This window comes from Methylobrevis pamukkalensis (assembly GCF_001720135.1).
Classification (GTDB): Bacteria; Pseudomonadota; Alphaproteobacteria; order Rhizobiales; family Pleomorphomonadaceae; genus Methylobrevis; species Methylobrevis pamukkalensis.
Genome location: NZ_MCRJ01000028.1, coordinates 1 through 20626 on the forward strand (window position 1 = coordinate 1; position 20626 = coordinate 20626).

A 20626-nucleotide genomic window follows, 5' to 3' on the forward strand; every position below is an offset into this window, starting at 1 on the left:
CTATGCACCTTTTGCAGGGGCGGGCACGAAGGTGCAAAGCCATGAGGATATGACGAATTTTGGTGCGACGGCGGCGGCTGCCTTCTTTTTGGGCTGTGAACTGTCGGGGGTTTCGCACGATCGGCCGGGCCTCGCGCACGAGCGGGGCGGGTGGATCCGGCGTCGATCCGGGGCGCGGGCCTTGAGTTTTTCACGGTGATGCGCTTTCTGTGGCGTGGCTTCGCCGATCCTGTCCGGTGCACGCTTCCGGTGGTTCGCCGGCTTCGCGATCGCTGCGGAGCAGGGCGGATCGCAGCGGGCGAACCGACGGACGACCCTCGCCATGCCCGCCCGATGACCAAAAAAGGCCTCGCCGATGCGCCTGTCGCGCTATTTCCTCCCGATCCTCAAAGAAACGCCGAAGGAAGCCGAGATCGTCTCGCATCGGCTGATGCTGCGCGCCGGCATGATGCGCCAGCAGTCGGCGGGCATCTACTCCTGGCTGCCGCTCGGCCTGAAGGTGCTCGACAAGGTCGGCCGCATCGTGCGCGAGGAGCAGAACCGGTCCGGCGCGATCGAGATCCTGATGCCGACCATCCAGTCGGCGGACCTGTGGCGTGAAAGCGGGCGCTACGACGATTACGGCAAGGAAATGCTGCGCATCACCGATCGCCACGAGCGCGAGATGCTGTTCGGGCCCACCAACGAGGAGATGATTACCGACATCTTTCGGTCCTACGTGCGCTCCTACCGCGACCTGCCGCGCAACCTCTACCATATCCAGTGGAAGTTCCGCGACGAGGTCCGCCCGCGCTTCGGCGTGATGCGCGGCCGCGAGTTCCTGATGAAGGACGCCTATTCCTTCGACGTCGACCAGGAAGGCGCACGCCGGGCCTACAACCGGATGTTCGTCGCCTATCTGCGCACCTTCGAGCGCCTCGGCCTCAAGGCGATCCCGATGAAGGCCGACTCCGGCCCGATCGGCGGCGACATGACCCACGAGTTCATCGTGCTCGCCTCGACCGGCGAAAGCGCCGTCTTCCTCGATCGCGAGCTGCTCGAAACCCCGGTCCCCGGCGCCGACGTCGATTTCGAGTCGGATCTGTCGCCGATCGTCGCCGACTGGACCGCGAAATACGCGGCCACCGAGGAGATGCACGACGAGGCGGCCTTCGCCGAGCTTCCCGCCAACCGGCAGGTGACGCGCGCGGCATCGAGGTCGGCCACATCTTCTATTTCGGCACCAAGTATTCCGAGCCGATGGGCGCGAAGGTCGCCGGCCCCGACGGCGTCGAGCGCCCGGTGCACATGGGCTCCTACGGCATCGGCGTGTCGCGCCTCGTCGCGGCCCTGATCGAGGCCGGACACGACGACGCCGGCATCGTCTGGCCGGAGTCTGTCGCCCCCTTCGACGTCGGCCTCATCAATCTCAAGGCCGGCGATGCGGCCGTGGATCTGGCCTGCGAGAACATCCTCGCCCGCCTCGAGGCGGCCGGCCGCGACGTGCTCTATGACGACACCGACGGCCGGGCAGGGGCCAAGTTCGCCACCATGGACCTGATCGGCCTGCCCTGGCAGCTGATCGTCGGGCCGAAGGGCCTGGCCGACGGCGTCGTCGAGCTGAAGCGGCGCGCCACCGGCGAGCGCGAGACGCTGTCCCTCGAATCGGCGCTGGCACGGCTCGCGGGCTGAGGCATTGCGGCTCCCGCGACGGTGGCGAGGGAATTCGGTGGGCAATCGGACGGCTTCGGCAGCAACGGCTTGTGCTGCCGGAGTTCCGCCGCTTTTCTCGGAGAAGCACCCGGCATGATACGATTCCCATCGTTGGCGATTCTCCCGAAATTGACCAGAAAGACGGCGCCCCGATCCGCGCCGGAACGGATCCGCACATGAAGACCTTGCCGTCGTTCAGGCTGTTCGAGCCTTTCGAGTGGATGCTGGCCGGACGCTATCTGCGCTCGCGCCGCGAGGAAGCCTTCATTTCGGTGATCGCGGGCTTTTCCTTCCTCGGCATCATGCTGGGCGTTGCCACGCTGATCATCGTCATGGCGGTCATGAACGGCTTCCGCGGCCAGCTGCTCGACAAGATCCTCGGCATCAACGGCCATGTGGTGGTCCAGCCGATCGACACCCCTTTCACCGACTACACCGAGGTGGCCCGGCGCATCGCCGAGGTGAAGGGCGTGCGCCTGGCGATGCCCTTCGTGGAGGGCCAGGTGCTCGCCTCCGGCCCGTCCGGCGCCTTCGGCACGCTGGTGCGCGGCGTCACCGCCATGGATCTGGAGAACATTCCCCTGATCGCCGGCACTCTCCGCCAGGGCACGCTCGACGGCTTCGATTCGGGCACCGGCATCGCCATCGGCGTGCGCCTCGCGCAGAATCTCGGCGTCGCGGTCGGTGACCGGGTGACGCTGGTCAGCCCCAAGGGCACCGTCACCGCGCTCGGCACCACGCCGCGGGTGAAGGCCTACGAGGTCTCGTCGATCTACGAGATCGGCATGTCGGAATATGACTCCACCTTCGTCTTCATGCCGATCGAGGAGGCGCAGCGCTATTTCAGCCTCGACGGGGTGGCGAGCGCGATCGACGTGTTCCTCGACGATCCCGACATGGTCGGCGGTCTGCGCGACAGCATCGGCACCGCAGCCGGGCGGCCGAACGTCTCTCCGACTGGCGACAGCGCAACGTCACCTTCTTTTCCGCGCTCGAGGTGGAGCGCAACGTGATGTTCATGATCCTGACGATGATCGTGCTGGTGGCCGCCCTCAACATCATCTCGGGCCTGACCATGCTCGTGAAGGACAAGGGCCACGACATCGCGATCCTGCGCACCATGGGCGCGACCCGCGGCTCGATCCTGCGCATCTTCCTGATCACCGGCGCCAGCATCGGCGTCGTCGGCACCCTGGCCGGCTTCCTGCTCGGCATGGTGGTCTGCCTCAACATCGAATCGATCCGGCAGTTCGTCTCCTGGCTGACGCGCACGGAGATCTTCTCGCCAGAGCTCTACTATCTCAGCCAGCTTCCGGCCGAGATCCAGGTCGGCGAGACCGTCACCGTGCTGCTGATGGCGCTGGGGCTGTCCTTCCTCGCCACCGTCTATCCCGCCTGGCGCGCCGCGCGGCTCGATCCGGTCGAAGCCCTGAGGTACGAATGATGACGGCCAAGTCCGCCCAGCCCACGGCCTCGGCGATCGTCGAGGGCGTCCCGACGCTCGAACTCGTCGGCATCACCCGGGCCTTCGCCGAAGGGCAGGGCCGCCTCGAGATCCTCACCGGCGCGGACTTCACGCTCCACCCGGGCGAGATCGTCGGCCTCGTCGCCCCGTCCGGCACCGGCAAGTCCACGCTGCTGCAGATCGCCGGCCTCCTGGAAAAGCCCGACAGCGGCGACATCCGGGTCTGCGGCCGCGCCTGCGCCACCCTCGACGATGCTGCCCGCACGGCGATCCGCCGCAGCGACATCGGCTTCGTCTATCAGTTCCACCACCTGCTGCCGGAATTCACGGCGGTGGAAAACCTGGTCGTGCCGCAGATGATCGCCGGCCTCGGCCGAAGCGATGCCCGCGAGCGCGCCATGGCGCTGCTCGCCTACCTCAAGCTCGACAACCGGGCGAGCCATCTGCCGGCGGAGCTTTCCGGCGGCGAACGCCAGCGCGTCGCCATCGCCCGCGCGGTCGCCAACGCCCCGCGGCTGCTGCTCGCCGACGAGCCGACCGGCAACCTCGACCCCAAGACGTCGCACTATGTCTACGATGCCCTGCTGGCGCTGGTGCGCGGCACCGGCCTCTCCGCGCTGATCGCCACGCACAACATGGAGATCGCGGCGCGCATGGACCGCCGGATCACGCTGGCCGACGGCAAGGTCGTTCCGCGCGACTGAGCTTAGGGCGGGCCCCCACCGGACGGTGCTGGCCGGATGACTGAACGGGGCGGCGCGGCGCGCCGTCCCGCAAACGGCCCATGACAGTCCGACGGCTCTTTCCCTGCCCGACCTCCGACTTGCGACTCTTGAAAACGGCTCTTGACGAGGAGAACGGAATGGCAACATAGTGACAAGAACAAAACGGGAATACGAGGAGGCGTTCATGTTCCCCGCACCGCTCTGCACCCCCGGCGTTCGCAACCGCACTCATGCCCGTGGCACCTTGGTTCGTGACACCCTGGCCCGCGACACGCTCGCGCGAATCGGCGAGATCCACGCCCGCCGCGGCCGGGTCGGCGATCTCGACGAGCGCTGCCGGCATCTGCTGATCGCGGTTGCCCGCCGTGACGGCCGGATCGGCCGCGCGGTGCCGGTCGCCGATTTCGTGGAGCCGCTGCACCGGGTCGCCGCCCGCCATGTGGCGAACTCCCGTCTGGTGCGGGACGTGGCCGGCCTCTCGGCGCTGGTCGTGTTCTCGACGATGCTGGCACTCGTCGCCGCCTGACGGGTCTTTTCCACAGCGGTGGCCGCCAGCCGGCCGATCGGTGGTTGAGGTGCCGGACCGTTTGCGGTCATGTCTCCGGGAAGGGCGTCCGGTGCGGGCGCGAAAGGGCGGACGGCCATGGCGGATCTCGACTACGTGCATCTTCGGGTGCACTCGGCCTACTCGCTGCTGGAAGGCGCGCTGCCGCTCGGCAAGATCGTCGATCTCGCCACCAAGGACCGGCAGCCGGCCGTGGGCGTCATCGACCGCGGCAACCTGTTCGGCGCCCTGGAATTTTCCGAGAAGGCCGCCGGTGCCGGATTGCAGCCGATCGTCGGCTGCGAGATCGCCATCGACTTTGCCGACGAGGCACTCGATCCGCGCCGCCCCAACGCCGGCCCGAATCTCTATTCGCTGGTCCTGATCGCCGCGACCGCGCGCGGCTTCGACAATCTCGTGACCCTCGTCAGCCGCTCCTACATGGAGACCGAGCCCGGCGCGCTCGCCCATCTTCCCTTCACGGCCCTCGAAGGCATGACGGACGGCATCATCCTGCTCACCGGCGGCCCGAGCGGGCCGATCGACCGGGCCATCGTCGGCGGCCACCGGGTGCTGGCGGACCAGCGGCTCGAACGCCTGTACGCCCTGTTCGGCGACCGGCTCTATGTCGAGCTCCAGCGTCACGGCACCGAAGCCGAGCGCCTCGCCGAATCGGGCCTGCTCGATCTCGCCTATGCGCGCGGCCTGCCGATCGTCGCCACCAACGAGTGCTTCTTTCCCGATCGCGACGCCTTCGAGGCCCACGACGCGCTGATCGCCATCGCCGAGGGCCGGGTGATGGCCGACGACAACCGGCGCCGGCTGACGCCCGAACACTATTTCAAGACAAGGGCCGAGATGGTCGCCACCTTCCGCGACCTGCCGGAGGCGCTCGACAACACCGTCGAGATCGCGCGGCGCTGCAACGTCCGTCCGAAGAAGCGCAAGCCGATCCTGCCGCGCTTTGCCGGCGGCGATGTCGCCGACGTCGGCGAGGCGGAACGGGTGGAGGCGCTGGAACTCGAACGCCAGGCCCGCGAGGGTCTTGCGCTCCGGCTGGCGCGCCATGGCACCGCCCCCGGCCTCGGCGAGGACGAGTACCGCGCCCGGCTCGAGTTCGAGCTGTCGATCATCTCGGGGATGAAGTTTCCCGGCTACTTCCTGATCGTTGCCGACTTCATCAAGTGGGCCAAGGGGCAGGGCATTCCGGTCGGTCCGGGGCGCGGGTCCGGCGCCGGGTCGCTCGTCGCCTGGGCGCTGACCATCACCGACCTCGACCCGATGCGCTTTGCCCTGCTGTTCGAGCGCTTCCTCAATCCCGAACGCGTCTCGATGCCGGACTTCGACATCGACTTCTGCCAGGACCGCCGCGACGAGGTGATCCGCTACGTGCAGGAGAAATACGGCCGCGAGCAGGTGGCGCAGATCATCACCTTCGGCACGCTGCAGGCCCGCGCCGTGCTGCGCGACGTCGGCCGCGTGCTGCAGATGCCCTACGGCCAGGTCGACCGGCTGTGCAAGCTGGTGCCCCAGAACCCGGCCAATCCGGTGACGCTCGCCCAGGCGATCACCGACGAACCGCGCCTGCGCGAGGCGCGGCGCGACGAGGAGATCGTCGACCGTCTGCTCGACATGGCGTTGAAGCTCGAAGGCCTCTACCGCCACGCCTCGACCCACGCCGCCGGCATCGTCATCGGCGACCGGCCGCTCGACCAGCTGGTGCCGCTCTACCGCGATCCGCGCTCCGACATGCCGGTCACCCAGTACAACATGAAATGGGTGGAGAGCGCCGGCCTCGTGAAGTTCGACTTCCTCGGCCTGAAGACACTGACCGTGCTGCAGAAGGCGGTCGATCTCATCGCCCGGCGCGGGGTGAACGTCGACCTTTCCGCCTTGCCACTCGACGATCCGCCCACCTATGCGATGCTCCAGCGCGGCGAGACCGTCGGCGTGTTCCAGCTGGAAAGCATGGGCATGCGCAAGGCGATCGCCGACATCAAGCCGGACCGCTTCGAGGACATCATCGCCCTCGTCGCGCTCTACCGGCCGGGTCCGATGGCCAACATCCCGGTCTACGGCGCGCGCAAACACGGCCACGAGGTTCCCGACTACATCCACCCGCTGCTGGAGCCGGTGCTCAAAGAGACCTACGGCATCATCGTCTACCAGGAACAGGTGATGCAGATCGCGCAGATCCTGTCCGGCTATTCGCTCGGCGAAGCGGACATGCTGCGCCGGGCCATGGGCAAGAAGATCAAGTCGGAGATGGACGACCAGCGCGCGCGCTTCGTCGAGGGCGCGCTGCGGGCCGGGCTCGACAAGGCCCAGTCCGACACGATCTTCGACCTGCTCGCCAAGTTCGCGGACTACGGCTTCAACAAGTCGCACGCGGCCGCCTATGCGCTGGTCGCCTACCAGACCGCCTATCTGAAGGCCAACCATCCGGTCGAGTTCATGGCGGCGTCGATGACGCTCGACATGGGCAACACCGACAAGCTCAACGACTTCCGCCGCGAGGCGATCCGGCTCGGCATCGAGGTGATGCCGCCGTCGATCAACCGCTCGGACGTCGAGTTCGAGGTGAAGGACGGGCGCATCCTCTATGCACTCGCCGCGATCAAGGGCGTCGGGCGCCAGGCGGTCGAGCATCTGGTCGAGGTGCGCGGCGGGCGCGCCTTTGCCGACCTGTCCGACTTTGCGACCCGCATCCAGCCGAAGGCGCTCAACAAGCGGATGATGGAGAGCCTCGTTGCCGCCGGTGCCTTCGACGGGATCGAGAGCAACCGGGCGCGCATGTTCGAGGGCATCGAGAAGGTGCTGGGCGCAGCTGCGCATCGCGCCGACCGGGCGGCGAGCGGCCAGGACGAGCTGTTCGGCGGCGCGGCCGAGGTCGAGCCGGTGCGTCTGCCGGTGGTCGCCGCGTGGCTTCCCGAGGAGCAGCTGCAGCGCGAGCATGCCGCGATCGGCTTCTATCTCTCGGCCCATCCGCTCGACGCCTATGCCGCGCTGCTCGGCCGGCTGCGGGTGCAGACCTGGGCCGAGTTCTCGGTGGCGGTCAAGCGCGGGGCGGCGGCGGGACGGCTGGCGGGCACCATCGTCGGCCGGCAGGAGCGCAAGACCAAGTCCGGCAACAAGATGGGCATCCTCGCCGTCTCCGATCCGTCGGGCCAGTACGAGGCGGTGATCTTTTCGGAAGGCCTCAACCATTACCGGGAGATGCTCGAGCCCGGCCGGTCGCTGATCCTGCTGGTCGGCGCCGAGGACCGGCCGGAGGGCATCAGCGTGCGGATCGACAGCGTCGAGCCGCTCGACGAGGCCGCCGCCAAGCTGCAGCACAAGCTGCGCGTCTTCCTGCGCAGCGTCGAGCCGGTGGACAGCATCCACCGCCAGCTCGTGCCGGCCGGCGACGGCGACGTCTCGCTGATCGTGCTCGCCGACGAGGGGCGCCGCGAGGTGGAGGTGAAGCTGCCCGGCAGCTACCGCGTCTCGCCGCAGCTTGCCGGCGCGCTGAAGGCGATTCCCGGCGTGGTCGACGTCGAGCTCGCCTGAGCGACGTTGCACGGGATTGGTTGCGGCAGGCCCCTGTCCTGCGGACGGGGCCGCGCATCGAGGCGGGCCTGCCGGGTGAGTCTCTCAGCTACCGGGGGCGCAGCTGCGTCCCGCACGGCCCGCATGCCGGATTTCCGCGGCGCGCGGGGTTGCCAAGGCTCCTTCACTGGACTATTAGCACCGCCATCTCACACGCGGGGCCGCGGGTGCGCTTCTGCGCATCCCACCGGTGACCGGAACCCAGGTTCCAATCCCCCGCGGCGGATCAACCGGTAAAGGACGACACTGATGGCTATCCCTGATTTCACCATGCGCCAGCTTCTCGAAGCGGGCATCCACTTCGGTCACCAGACCCACCGCTGGAACCCGAAGATGGCGCCCTTCATCTTCGGCGCGCGCAACAACATCCACATCCTCGACCTCGCCCAGACCGTGCCGATGCTGCATCAGGCGCTGAAGGCGGTCAGCGACACCGTCGCCCAGGGCGGCCGCGTGCTCATCGTCGGCACCAAGCGCCAGGCGCAGGAGCCCGTCGCCGACGCCGCCCGCAAGTCGGCCCAGTATTTCGTGAACAGCCGCTGGCTGGGCGGCATGCTGACCAACTGGAAGACGATCTCGATCTCGATCCAGCGCCTGCGCAAGCTCGACGAGATGCTGCTCGGCACCCAGGCGACCCAGTTGACCAAGAAGGAACGCCTGAACCTCACCCGCGAGCGTGACAAGCTCGAGCGTGCCCTCGGCGGCATCAAGGACATGGGCGGCGTTCCGGACCTGATCTTCGTGATCGACACGAACAAGGAAGCCATCGCGATCCAGGAAGCCCGTCGTCTCGGCATCCCGGTTGCGGCGATCCTCGATTCGAACTGCGATCCGGACGGCATCACCTACCCGGTTCCGGGCAACGACGACGCCGGCCGCGCGCTCGCGCTCTACTGCGACCTGATCGCCCGCGCCGCCATCGACGGCATCTCGCGCGGCCAGGGCGACTTCGGCGTCGACATCGGCGCCGCCGAGGAACTGCTCGAGGAGCCGGCGCTGGCCGCCGCTCCCGAGTCCGAGGCGGCTGCCCCGGCCGCCTGATCGCGGCCCGGTCGGTCCGGGGGCGGGTCACCGCCCCCGTGTGCCGCGCGGCAGCCATGCCGCGCCGGCGCCTCCGTTCCACGGGACGGATCTCCATATTTGTCGCGCGCCGGTGGCCATCGGGCCCCGGGCGCTTGCCCGATTTTCCGGCAGCCCGCCGTCTCCGTCATCCGCCTGTCGCAATGCGCGGCACCATGGAGGCGGCATTCGATCTGCCGATGACGAAAAGGAACTGGCTCAGATGACCATCTCGGCTGCTCAGGTGAAGGACCTCCGCGAGAAGACCGGCGCGGGCATGATGGACTGCAAGAACGCGCTCAAGGAGACCGACGGCGACATCGAAGCCGCGATCGACTGGCTGCGCGCCAAGGGCCTGTCCAAGGCCGCCAAGAAGGCCGGCCGGGTTGCGGCCGAGGGCCTCGTCGGCGTCGCCGTGTCCGGCACCAAGGCCGCGGTCGTCGAGGTCAACTCCGAGACCGACTTCGTGGCCCGCAACGAGGCGTTCCAGACCCTCGTGCGCAACGTCGCCGAAGTGGCGGTCAACGTCGACGGCGACATCGCCGCGGTCGGCGCGGCCGCCTACCCGGGCAAGGGTCATTCGGTCGAGGCCGAGGTCAAGGACCTGGTCGCCACCATCGGCGAGAACATGACGCTGCGCCGCGCGCTCGTCCTCGAGGTCGAGCAGGGCGTCGTCGCCCCCTACGTCCACGCGGTGGTCGCCGAGGGCCTCGGCAAGATCGGCGTGCTGGTCGCGCTCGAATCGGCCGGCAACGCGGACGAACTGATGAAGCTCGGCCGCCAGATCGCCATGCATGTCGCCGCCACCAGCCCGCTCGGCGTCACGCCGGACGAGATCTCCGAGGACGTGATCGAGCGCGAGCGCGCGATCTTCTCCGAGCAGGCCAGGGAATCGGGCAAGCCGGCCAACATCATCGAGAAGATGGTCGAGGGCCGCATCCGCAAGTTCTACGAGGAGGTCACCCTCCTCAAGCAGCCCTTCGTGATGGACCCGGACAAGACCGTCGAGGCCGCCGTGAAGGCCGCCGAGGCCACGGTCGGCGCGCCGATCAAGGTCAAGGCCTTTGCCCGCTTCAATCTCGGCGAGGGCATCGAGAAGGAAGAGACGGACTTTGCCGCCGAGGTCGCCGCGGCGGCCGGTACCGGCAAGGCCTGATCGTCGGGTCTGGTCCGTCCGGGCCGGGCCCCGGGAGAGGGCGCCTCGCCCTTTCCTCTCCACACGTGAAAAGGCGCCGGCGTGTCCGGCGCCTTTTCCATGTCCGCCCTTTCACCAGGCTGTGCGGAAGCCTTCCCGGCGCGCCAGAAGCGGCCCGCGGGCACCGCAATGTTGGAAGACTTCTTTACGGCGATGGCCTATTGCTCCTGCGGGCGACGGCCGGGTGACCCGTGCGGACACCTCGCCAGGGCGATTTACAAGGGACCGACGTCATGGCGCGACAGCCGATCTACAAGCGCGTTCTCCTCAAGCTCTCGGGCGAAGCCCTGATGGGCGACAAGGGCTTCGGTATCGATTCGGCGGTGGTGGAGCGCGTGGCGCGCGAGATCGTCGAGGCCCAGGATCTCGGTGTCCAGGTCGGCGTGGTCGTCGGCGGCGGCAACATCTTCCGCGGCGTCAAGATTGCGGCCGAGGGCGGCGACCGGACGACCGGCGACTATCTCGGCATGCTGGCGACCGTGATGAACGGCCTGTCGCTGCGCAGCGCCATCGAGCGGCTCGGCGTGCGCGCCCGCGTGTTTTCCGCGGTCGACATGCCGGTGATCTGCTCGACCTTCACCCAGCGCGACGCGCGCGCGGCCTCGAGAAGGGCCATGTGGTGGTCTTCGTCGGCGGCACCGGCAATCCCTTCTTCACCACCGACAGCGGCGCCGCCCTGCGGGCGGCCGAGATGCAGTGCGACGGCATCTTCAAGGGCACCCAGGTCGACGGCGTCTACAGCGCCGATCCCAAGAAGGACCCCGATGCCACCCGCTACGACAAGCTCAGCCACCAGGACGTGCTCGCGCGCGGCCTCGAGGTGATGGACGCGGCCGCGATAGCGCTTGCCCGGGACAACCGTATTCCGGTAATCGTCTTTTCCATTCACGAGCCGGGGGCCTTCGTCGAGGTGCTCACCGGCGCCGGGCGCTCGACCTTGATCGCCGATTGACCGACCGGACGCGCGAAGCCCGCATGCCGCCCATGCGCGGCGGGCTTCCAGCATGCCCGTGCCCGCAAGGGTGAGGGGCGCCGGTCTTGCCAGCAGGGTGGAAGAAGAACATGGCAGATGGCACGAACCTGATCGATGACCTGAAGCGGCGCATGCAGAGCAGCCTCTCGGTCTTCAAGAACGAACTCTCGGGACTGCGCACCGGCCGCGCCAGCGCCAGCCTGCTCGATCCGATCGTCGTGGAAGCCTGGGGCGCGACCATGCCGCTCACCCAGGTGGCGACGGTCAGCGTGCCGGAATCGCGCATGCTGTCGGTGCAGGTGTGGGACAAGCAGATGGTGGGCGCCGTGGAGCGCGCCATCCGCGAGTCGAATCTCGGCCTGAACCCGATCATCGACGGCACGCTGATGCGCCTGCCGATCCCGGAGCTGAACACCGACCGCCGCAAGGAACTGGTCAAGATCGCGCACAAGTACACCGAGGCGGCCAAGGTCGCCATTCGCCACGTGCGGCGCGACGGCATGGACGGGCTGAAGAAGCTGGAAAAGGACGCTTCCATTAGCGAAGATGAGTCGCGGGTCCTTGCGGACCGTGTCCAGAAGCTGACGGACGAGTCGATCTCCGAAGCGGACCGGATGCTGGCCGCCAAGGAGCAGGAAATCATGCAGGTCTGACCTCCCGCGGGGGACGGGCAGGCGGCTTGCGCAGCCTGCAGGCTGCCGCCCGAAGCACGCCGGAGGTCACCGGCAGGACAGGCCCCGGCGCGGAGCGTTCGGCTTCGGGGCGCAAGGTGGCGGCGCGATCCGGTCTCGGGACCAGGGCCGCCTCGCCGCCGGACGGGCGCGCTGCGGATGAGGGCAATGACGGTGAGAACCGACGCGGTGGCGGAAGAGAGCACGGCGGTCCATGCGCTTCCCCGCCATGTCGCGATCATCATGGACGGCAACGGCCGCTGGGCGCATTCCCGTGGTCTTGCCCGCGCCGAAGGCCATCGCCGCGGCGTCCAGACGGTGCGCGACATCGTCCGCCACGCCGGACGGCGCGGCATCGCCTATCTCACGCTCTTCTCCTTCAGCTCGGAAAACTGGAACCGGCCGGCCGACGAGGTCGCCGATCTCCTGACGCTGCTGCGCGTGTTCATCCGCAAGGATCTGATCGACCTGCACCGGTCGGGCGTCCGGGTGCGCGTCGTCGGCGGCCGCGAGAATCTCCCCGGCGACATCGGTGCGCTGCTGGACGAGGCCGAGAGCCTGACCGCCGCCAACACCGCCATGACCCTCGTCGTTGCTTTCAACTACGGCAGCCGCGACGAGATCGCCCGCGCGGCCCGCAGCCTGGCCGCCGAGGTCGTCGCCGGCCGGATGCGCGCGGAAGACATCGACGAGACGGCGCTCGCCCGCCACCTGATGACCGCCGAGATCCCGGATCCGGACCTGATCATCCGCACCAGCGGCGAGCAGCGCCTGTCGAACTTCCTGCTGTGGCAGGCGGCCTATGCCGAGTTCGTGTTCGTGCCGGTGCTGTGGCCGGACTTCCGCGAGCAGGATTTCGACCGCGCGCTCTTCGAATTCCAGAACCGGGACCGCCGCTACGGCGGCCTCTCGGCGAAGGCCGGCGCATGAGCGGCGCGGGACCCGAGGAGGCGCCGCCGATCGTCTCGGCCAACTTCTACAAGCGCCTCGTCGCCTCCCTGGTGCTGGTTCCGCTCGCCATCGGCCTCACCTTCGCCGGCGGCCTTGCCTTCACCGCCATGGTCGCGCTCGGCGGCGCGCTGGTGGTGATGGAATGGATGCGGATCGCCGCCCCGGGCGGCTCGCAGTATCTCGGCCGGGCCCTGCCGGTGTTCTGCGGTCTCGTCGTGCTCGGAACGCCGGCCGGCGCATCCGGTGCGATGGGCGGCCTCGTGCTGGGCGCCGGCCTGTTCGCGGTGGCCGCGCTCACCGCCGGCTCGCGCTATCTCTGGGTCGCGGCCGGCCTGCTCTATGGCGGCGCCCCGGGCATCGCCCTGTCGCTGCTGCGCGAGGGACCGGACGGCTTCATCGCGGTCGTGTTCGTGCTCGTCACCGTCTGGACCACCGACAGCTGCGCCTATTTCGCCGGCCGGGCGCTCGGTGGACCGAAACTGTGGCCGCGCGTCTCGCCGAAGAAGACCTGGTCGGGCGCGATCGGCGGCGCGCTCAGCGCGGTGCTCGCCGGCCTTCTCCTCGCCCTTGTCGCCGGCCTGCCGTCGCCTGCCGTCGTTGCCGGCATCGCTTTCATTCTTTCGGTCGTCTCCCAACTCGGCGACCTCGGCGAATCGGCGGTGAAGCGGCGGTTCGACGTCAAGGATTCGGGCACGATCATTCCCGGCCATGGGGGCATCATGGACCGCGTCGATGGCCTGATCCCGGCGGCGATCCTTGCCGCGGCGATCGGTCTTGCCCATGGCGGCCCCTCGCTCGCCGCGGGGCTGATCCGATGGTGAGCGGAGCGGAGGAGGCGGGCGATTCTCGCGGCGCCGGCCCGCGCCGCCGCATCACCGTGCTCGGCGCCACCGGTTCGGTCGGCCGCAGCACCTGCGATCTTCTGGCCCGCGACCCGGAGCGCTTTGCCGTCGAGGCGCTGACCGCCAACCGCGACGTGGCGGCGCTTGCCGATCTCGCCATCTCGCTCCGCGCCAGGGCCACCGCCATCGCCGATCCCGCCGTCTGGCCGGAGCTGCGCGATCGGCTCGCCGGTACGGGAATCGAAGCCCTCGGCGGACCGGAGGGCGTGATCGAGGCGGCGAGCCGGCCGGCGGACATCGTGGTCTCCGCCATCGTCGGCGCCGCGGGCCTTGCCCCGACGCTCGCGGCCCTGCGCAGCGCGCCCACCGTGGCGCTCGCCAACAAGGAATGTCTCGTCTGCGCCGGCGCGTTCTTCATGGACAGCGCGCGCCGCGCCGGAGCCACGGTGCTGCCGGTCGATTCGGAGCACAACGCCATCTTCCAGGTGCTGGAAGAGGCCAACCGCGATTTTGTCGAGGAGATCGTGCTGACCGCCTCCGGCGGGCCGTTCCGCGGCTTCACCCGCGAGCAGCTGCGCCACGTGACCCGCCAGCAGGCGCTGCGCCACCCGAAGTGGAGCATGGGCGCCAAGATCACCATCGATTCCGCCACGCTGATGAACAAGGGCCTCGAACTGATCGAGGCCCATCACCTGTTCGCCGTTCCGGCCGAGCGCCTCGGCGTGCTGGTGCATCCGCAGTCCGTGGTTCACGGGCTGGTGCGCTACCGCGACGGCTCGCTGCTCGCCCAGCTCGGCAGCCCCGACATGCGCACGCCGATCGCCTGCTGCCTCGCCTGGCCGGCGCGAATGGCGGCCCCGGTGGCCCCGCTCGACCTTGCCCGGCTCGGCACCCTCACCTTCGAGGCGCCCGACCGCGAGACCTTCCCCTGTCTCGGCCTTGCCGAGGCGGCGATGGCGCGGGGAGGGGGGGCGGCCACGGTCCTCAACGCCGCCAACGAGGTGGCGGTGGCCGAATTTCTCGCCGATCGCCTCGGTTATCTGCAGATCGCCGCCGTCGTCGAGGAAACCCTCTCGGCCTGCGAATCCCGCGGCCTGTCGGCGGTCCCGGCCTCGCTCGACGACGCCCTTGACCTTGATGCTGCAGCGCGGCACAAAGCTCTTGAAGCTGTCACGCCTTCGCGCGCTAGGCGCGGGGACTCGCAATGCGTGTTCCCTCTCCCGAATCTGTCCAGAACGGATAAGATTTGTGAAGGATTTTAGGTAACCATCGTCGTGAGGCGTCATGGGACTGCGACCATGACGGCACGTCGGCGGCATCGGTGGCCTGCGCTCCGCGTATCGGAGCGGCTTTGGAAACCTCCATCCGGCATGCGATACTCCGGCGTCGCGTAACTGGCGCCGATTGTGTGGCGTCTCGCAGAAAGTGCGGTTTACGATGTCCATCCTCGAGGGATTGTACGGCCTCGTCGGCTATCTCGTGCCGTTCCTGTTCGTGCTCCTTGTCGTCGTCTTCGTACACGAGCTCGGCCATTTCGTCGTGGCGCGGCTGTGCGGGGTGAAGGTCAAGGCGTTCTCGATCGGATTCGGCCCGGAGATCTTCGCCTTCGTCGACCGCAAGGGCACGCGCTGGCGCCTCGCCGCCATTCCGCTCGGCGGCTACGTGAAATTCATCGACGACATGAATGCGGCGAGCGCCCAGACCGGTGCGCCGCGCGTGCCGCTGTCTCCCGAGGACGAGGCCGGCCGTTTCCAGACCAAGAGCATCGCGCGGCGCGCGGCGATCGTTGCCGCCGGTCCCGCCGCCAATTTCCTGCTGGCGATCGCGATCTTCGCCTTCTTCTTCATGTCCTACGGCCAGCCCGTCTACCCGCCGCTCGTCGGCAGCGTCATGCCGGACAGCGCGGCCGCGGAGGCCGGCTTCGAGGAGGGCGACCTGATCGTCGCCATCGAGGGCAGCCCGATTTCCGATTTCGGCGAGATCCAGCGCGTGGTCGGGGCCAGTGCCACCGACACGCTGCGCTTCTCGGTGGAGCGCGCCGGCGAGACGATCGAACTTCTCGCCAGCCCGAAGTGGCAGACGATGGACGACCGCTTCGGCAACGAGATCCGGGTCGGACTGCTCGGCATCACCCGCACCGGCGAGATGACGCTGAAGCACTACGGCCCGCTCGAGGCAGTGGGCGCGGGGGCGGCGCAGACCTGGTACATCCTCGAGCGATCGCTCGACTATCTGCGCAACGTCGTTCTCGGCGTGGAGCCGGCCGACCAGCTCGGCGGCCCGATCCGGGTCGCCCAGATTTCCGGCCAGGTCGCGACGCTCGGCTTTGCCGCGCTGGTCAACCTTGCCGCGGTGATGTCGGTCAGCATCGGCATGATCAATCTCTTTCCGGTGCCCATGCTCGACGGCGGGCACCTGATGTTCTACGCGGTCGAGGCCGTGCGCGGCCGGCCGCTATCGGAGCGGGCGCAGGGCGTGGGCTTCCAGATCGGCATGACGCTGGTGCTGGCGCTGATGCTGTTCGCGACATGGAACGACATCATGCGCTGGACCGGCGTCGGCTGACACGGCGCAAGGGTAGGGTGTGGCCCGGCCGGCCACGCCCGAGGGACAACGGCATTTTCCGGCGGCGTTGCCCGATGGCAACTGTCGTCCGGTAAATGCCTTCGAGGCCAGGGGTGCGCTTGAACGGCAGTGGAAACACTGTATGAAACTCAAGGGCGTGACAGAGTCAGATTCCGTCGTGACGGGGGTTCTGGCGCTAGAAACAGCGGGTTCGAGTATCTCATGAGAACACTTTTCCAGATGTTCAGGGTCATGGCTGTTGCTGCCGTCGTCGGGACGGCGCTTCCGGTCGTGTCCAGCGGGCTTCCGCTTCTCGGCGCTGCTTCCGCCCATGCCGAGGTGATCAGCCGCATCTCGGTGACGGGCAACACCCGCGTCGAGGAAAGCACGGTCGTCTCCTACGTCACGATCAAGCCGGGGCAGTCCTACGGGGCCCTCGACATCGACGCGTCGGTGAAGGCGCTGTTCGACACCGGCCTGTTCTCGGATGTCCGGATCTCGCGTCAGGGCTCGACCCTAATCGTGGCCGTGTCGGAGAACCCGATCATCGGCCGCGTCGCCTTCGAGGGCAACGATCACCACGACGACAAGACGCTGGCGGCCGCCATCGAGCTCAAGCCGCGCGCGGTCCTGACCCAGGCCAAGGTCCAGTCGGACACGCAGCGCCTTCTCGAGCTCTACCGTCGCACCGGCCGCTACAACGCGACCGTCGATCCCCAGGTCATCGACCTCGGCGAGAACCGCGTCGACCTCGTCTTCAAGATCGACGAGGGTCCGCGGACCGAAATCTCCAAGATCACCTTCATCGGCAACAAGGCCTTCGGCGACGGCCGGCTGCAGAGCGTGATCCAGTCGCGCGAGACCGGCCTGCTCGGCTGGCTGCGCACGACGGACAACTACGATCCGGACCGGATGAATTCCGATCAGGAGCTGCTGCGCCGCTTCTACTACAAGAACGCTACGCCGACTTCCGCGTGATCTCGGCCGTGGCCGACTTCGATCGCGACCAGAACGCCTTCTTCATCACCTTCACCGTGGAAGAGGGCGAGCAGTACACCTTCGGCGACATCAGCGTCGAAACCACGCTGCCCGATCTCGACGTTGCCGCCCTTGAAGGCGCGGCGCGGACCAGCCCCGGCGCCGTCTACGACTCCGAAGCCGTCGAGCGCACGCTCGAGGATCTGACGCTGGCCGTCAGCTCGCGGGGCTACGCCTTCGCCCAGGTCCGTCCGCGCGGCGAACGCGACTACGACGCCCGCACGATCGCGATCACCTACTTCATCGACGAGGGCGCACGGACCTACATCGAGCGCATCAATGTCGTCGGCAACACCCGCACCCGGGACTATGTCATCCGCCGCGAGTTCGATCTCGCCGAGGGCGACGCCTACAACCAGGTGCTGATCGACAAGGCCGAGCGCCGCCTCAACAACCTCGGCTACTTCAAGAGCGTGAAGATCTTCTCCGAGCAGGGCTCCGCGCCGGATCGGGTGATCGTCAACGTGCAGGTCGAGGATCAGTCCACGGGCGAGATCTCGATCGGTGGCGGCTATTCCACCGACGCCGGCATCATTGCCCAGGTCTCGCTGTCCGAGCGCAACTTCCTCGGCCGTGGCCAGCAGGTGAAGATCGCCGCCGGACGCGGCGAGGACACCCAGACCTACCAGCTGTCCTTCACCGAGCCCTATTTCCTCGACCGTCGCCTGTCGGCCGGCTTCGACATCTACCGCAACGCCATCGGCGAATCCTCGTCGACGTCGCTGCATCCCTACGAGGAAGTGGTCAACGGCGGCACGCTCCGCCTCGGCATCCCGCTCGTCGAGGATCTGACGCTCGGCCTCAGCTACAACATCTCCCAGTCGGAGATCGACGAGATCTCGTCGAAGATCACCGACGTCAATCCGAACCTCATCAGTGACGAGGACCGGATCGTGTCGTCGCTGGGTTACTCGCTCGTCTACAACACGATCGACAACATGGCGATGCCGCGGGATGGCATCTATGCGAAGTTCGGCCAGGAAGGCGCGGGCGTCGGCGGCGATGCCCAGTTCATCCGCACCACCGTGCAGGCCGACTACTATCGCGAGCTGAACACCGACTACGGCATCATCGGTCACGTCGGTGCCAAGGCGGGTCACGTGGTGGGTCTGGGCGACAACCTCGACTATCGCGACCACTTCCGGATGGGCGGCGACCTGGTGCGCGGCTTCGAGAGCGGCGGCATCGGCCCGCGTGACGCGGACACCGGCTACCTCCTCGGCGGCCAGTTCTTCGTCGGCGGCACGGTGGAGACCATCTTCCCGGTTCCGCTGATCCCCTCGGACCTCGGCTTCTACGCCTCGCTGTTTGCCGATGCCGGCACCGTGTGGGACGTGGACGAGGACACTGTCGCGGCGACCGGTGCCAGTGTCATCGGCGACGACGCCTCGATCCGTGCCTCGGTGGGCCTCGGCCTGCTCTGGCAGTCGCCCTTCGGCCTGCTGCGCGCCAACGTCGCGCTGCCGGTGGCCGAAGACGACGCCGACCGTACGCAGCTGTTCAGCTTCTCGGGCGGAACGCGCTTCTGATCCGGATTGCCGGACGAGATCGGAAAAGGCCGCCACTTCGGCGGCCTTTTTCATGAGACCGCCACGCTGGGGCAACCGGCCGGACGAACCGGTGCGGCGATGCATGACGTCCGCTGCGTGCCCGGTGCGTGAAAGCGGTTCCAAATCGGCGGCGGGGGCGCTATGGCAGAGGCGGGACGGGCGGTGGCCGTCCTTGTCTCGCCACACCGACAGATCCGTCGCCGTCCCACGATCGCGCAGCCTTGCAGAAGAATCCCATGCCTGATCCCGTCTTCTTCCGCCCCGCCCGAACCTTCACGGTCGCCGAGATTGCCGCCCTGGTGAAGGGGCGGGTTGCGGCGGGCGATCCGGAGGCGGTGATCACCGGCGTCGCCCCCCTGAGCGAGGCCGGGGAGGGGCAACTGACCTTCCTCGACAATCCCCGCTATCTCGCCGACTTCCGCGCCACGCGCGCGACGGCCTGCATCTGCGGAACCAAATACGCCGCGCAGGCGCCCGAGGGCGTGGCAATGATTGTCGCCGCTTCCCCCTACCGCGCGAGCGCGATGGTGGTGCAGGCGCTGTTTCCCGACGCGACCCGCCTGACCGGCGCCTTCGGCAATTCCGGCATCCACCCGGCGGCGGTCGTGCATCCGGACGCACGGCTGGAGGATGGGGTGTGCGTCGAGCCGGGCGCCGTGATCGGCCCGCGGGCCGAGATCGGGTCGGGCACGGTGATCTGCGCCAACGCGGTGATCGGCCACGACGTGCGGATCGGCCGCGACGGCTATGTCGGCGCCGGCGCCACCGTGATGTTCGCCCTTGTCGGCAACAGGGTGATCATCCATCCCGGCGTGCGCATCGGCCAGGACGGCTTCGGCTTCGCGATGGGGCCCAGCGGACACATGAAGGTGCCGCAGATCGGCCGGGTGGCGATCCAGGACGACGTGGAGATCGGGGCCAACACCACGATCGACCGCGGCGCCAATCGCGACACGATCATCGGCGAAGGCACGAAGATCGACAACGGCGTGCAGATCGGCCACAACGTCGTGGTGGGACGGCATTGCGTCATCGTCAGCCAGAGCGGCATCTCCGGAAGCAGCACGCTGGGCGATTTCGTGGCCCTCGGCGGACAGGCGGGCATTTCGGGCCATCTGCGGATCGGAACCGGCGCGCAGGTCGCGGGCAACAGCGGCGTCGCCAGTGATATCCCGGCGGGAGAGAAGTGGGGCGGATCCCCGGCCATGCCGCTCCGCCAGTGGATGAAGGGAGTGCGGACGTTGCGCAAGCTCGCCGCCAAGGCTGTTGGAGACGGTGACAGTGACTGAGACCGAAAGCCCTGTGGCGACGGGCGAGAAGAAGACCTTCGAGGTCATGGACATCATGCGGCTGCTGGAACTGCTGCCGCACCGCTATCCGTTTCTTCTGATCGACCGCATGATCGAGGTCGACAGCGACGAGTCGGGCATCGGCATCAAGAACGTGACGATCAACGAGCCGCATTTCCAGGGGCATTTCCCCTCGCGGCCGGTGATGCCGGGCGTCCTGATGATCGAGGGCATGGCCCAGACCGCGGGCGCATGTGCGTCGCCTCGCGCGAGGGCATCGGCAGCCCGAAGATCGTCTACTTCATGACGGTCGACAAGGTGAAGTTCCGCAAGCCCGTCGGTCCCGGCGACGTCGTCGAATATCACGTGAAGAAGATCAAGAAGCGCGGCAGCATGTGGTGGTATGCCTGCGAGGCGAAGGTCTCCGGCATCAAGGTCGCGGAAGCGGAACTCAGCGCCATGCTGGTTGACGGGTAGGA

14 protein-coding genes and 4 pseudogenes are annotated in these 20626 nt (G+C 68.1%); all 18 read left to right on the forward strand.

Annotated features, from left to right (window positions below; all coding sequences use genetic code 11):
• The coding region (locus tag A6302_RS23445) for a hypothetical protein (protein WP_210183278.1) at positions 1–199 on the forward strand (199 nt) is incomplete at its 5' end.
• A gap of 156 nt (positions 200–355) precedes the next feature.
• A pseudogene (proS, locus tag A6302_RS06720) lies at positions 356–1671 on the forward strand (proline--tRNA ligase).
• A gap of 197 nt (positions 1672–1868) precedes the next feature.
• Positions 1869–3136, forward strand: a pseudogene (locus A6302_RS06725) (lipoprotein-releasing ABC transporter permease subunit).
• Positions 3136–3861 carry an ABC transporter ATP-binding protein gene (locus tag A6302_RS06730; protein WP_069306423.1) on the forward strand — a complete coding sequence of 242 codons (726 nt, stop codon included), beginning with the start codon at positions 3136–3138 and terminating at the stop codon, positions 3859–3861. The pseudogene A6302_RS06725 and the gene A6302_RS06730 overlap by 1 nt, the downstream one beginning before the upstream one ends.
• Positions 3862–4066: 205 nt before the next feature.
• Entirely contained in the window at positions 4067–4408 is a 342-nt protein-coding gene (locus A6302_RS06735; RefSeq protein ID WP_069306403.1) for a hypothetical protein, read from the forward strand.
• Between the two features lie 117 nt (positions 4409–4525).
• On the forward strand, positions 4526–7975 hold the full coding sequence (gene dnaE / locus A6302_RS06740; protein ID WP_069306404.1) for a DNA polymerase III subunit alpha: 3450 nt from the start codon (positions 4526–4528) through the stop codon (positions 7973–7975).
• Positions 7976–8263: 288 nt separating this feature from the next.
• The gene (rpsB, locus tag A6302_RS06745) at positions 8264–9055 is read left to right on the forward strand and encodes a 30S ribosomal protein S2 (RefSeq protein ID WP_069306405.1); all 792 of its coding nucleotides are present in this window, start codon (positions 8264–8266) and stop codon (positions 9053–9055) included.
• A gap of 241 nt (positions 9056–9296) precedes the next feature.
• Positions 9297–10229: a translation elongation factor Ts gene (gene tsf, locus A6302_RS06750; protein WP_069306406.1), complete on the forward strand. Its 933-nt coding sequence runs from the start codon at positions 9297–9299 to the stop codon at positions 10227–10229.
• A gap of 329 nt (positions 10230–10558) precedes the next feature.
• A pseudogene (gene pyrH, locus A6302_RS06755) lies at positions 10559–11220 on the forward strand (UMP kinase).
• A 110-nt stretch (positions 11221–11330) separates the two neighbouring features.
• Entirely contained in the window at positions 11331–11894 is a 564-nt protein-coding gene (gene frr, locus A6302_RS06760) for a ribosome recycling factor (protein ID WP_069306407.1), read from the forward strand.
• Positions 11895–12080: 186 nt separating this feature from the next.
• Positions 12081–12842, forward strand: coding sequence for an isoprenyl transferase (locus A6302_RS06765; protein WP_069306408.1), 762 nt, complete (start codon positions 12081–12083; stop codon positions 12840–12842).
• Positions 12839–13684: a phosphatidate cytidylyltransferase gene (locus A6302_RS06770; RefSeq protein WP_069306409.1), complete on the forward strand. Its 846-nt coding sequence runs from the start codon at positions 12839–12841 to the stop codon at positions 13682–13684. Before A6302_RS06765 ends, A6302_RS06770 begins: the two co-directional genes overlap by 4 nt.
• Positions 13678–14967, forward strand: coding sequence for a 1-deoxy-D-xylulose-5-phosphate reductoisomerase (dxr, locus tag A6302_RS06775; protein WP_069306410.1), 1290 nt, complete (start codon positions 13678–13680; stop codon positions 14965–14967). The genes A6302_RS06770 and dxr overlap by 7 nt, the downstream gene beginning before the upstream one ends.
• A gap of 175 nt (positions 14968–15142) precedes the next feature.
• A complete protein-coding gene (rseP, locus tag A6302_RS06780; RefSeq protein ID WP_069306411.1) occupies positions 15143–16270 on the forward strand; it encodes an RIP metalloprotease RseP in 1128 nt (375 codons plus the stop codon).
• A gap of 252 nt (positions 16271–16522) precedes the next feature.
• Positions 16523–17248 carry a POTRA domain-containing protein gene (locus A6302_RS24250; RefSeq protein ID WP_245293954.1) on the forward strand — a complete coding sequence of 242 codons (726 nt, stop codon included), beginning with the start codon at positions 16523–16525 and terminating at the stop codon, positions 17246–17248.
• Positions 17249–17256: 8 nt separating this feature from the next.
• Entirely contained in the window at positions 17257–18837 is a 1581-nt protein-coding gene (gene bamA / locus A6302_RS06785) for an outer membrane protein assembly factor BamA (RefSeq protein WP_245293955.1), read from the forward strand.
• A gap of 257 nt (positions 18838–19094) precedes the next feature.
• A complete protein-coding gene (lpxD, locus tag A6302_RS06790) occupies positions 19095–20147 on the forward strand; it encodes a UDP-3-O-(3-hydroxymyristoyl)glucosamine N-acyltransferase (RefSeq protein WP_069306412.1) in 1053 nt (350 codons plus the stop codon).
• A gap of 46 nt (positions 20148–20193) precedes the next feature.
• Positions 20194–20624 (forward strand): annotated as a pseudogene (fabZ, locus tag A6302_RS06795) (3-hydroxyacyl-ACP dehydratase FabZ).
• The last annotated feature ends 2 nt before the right edge of the window (positions 20625–20626 follow it).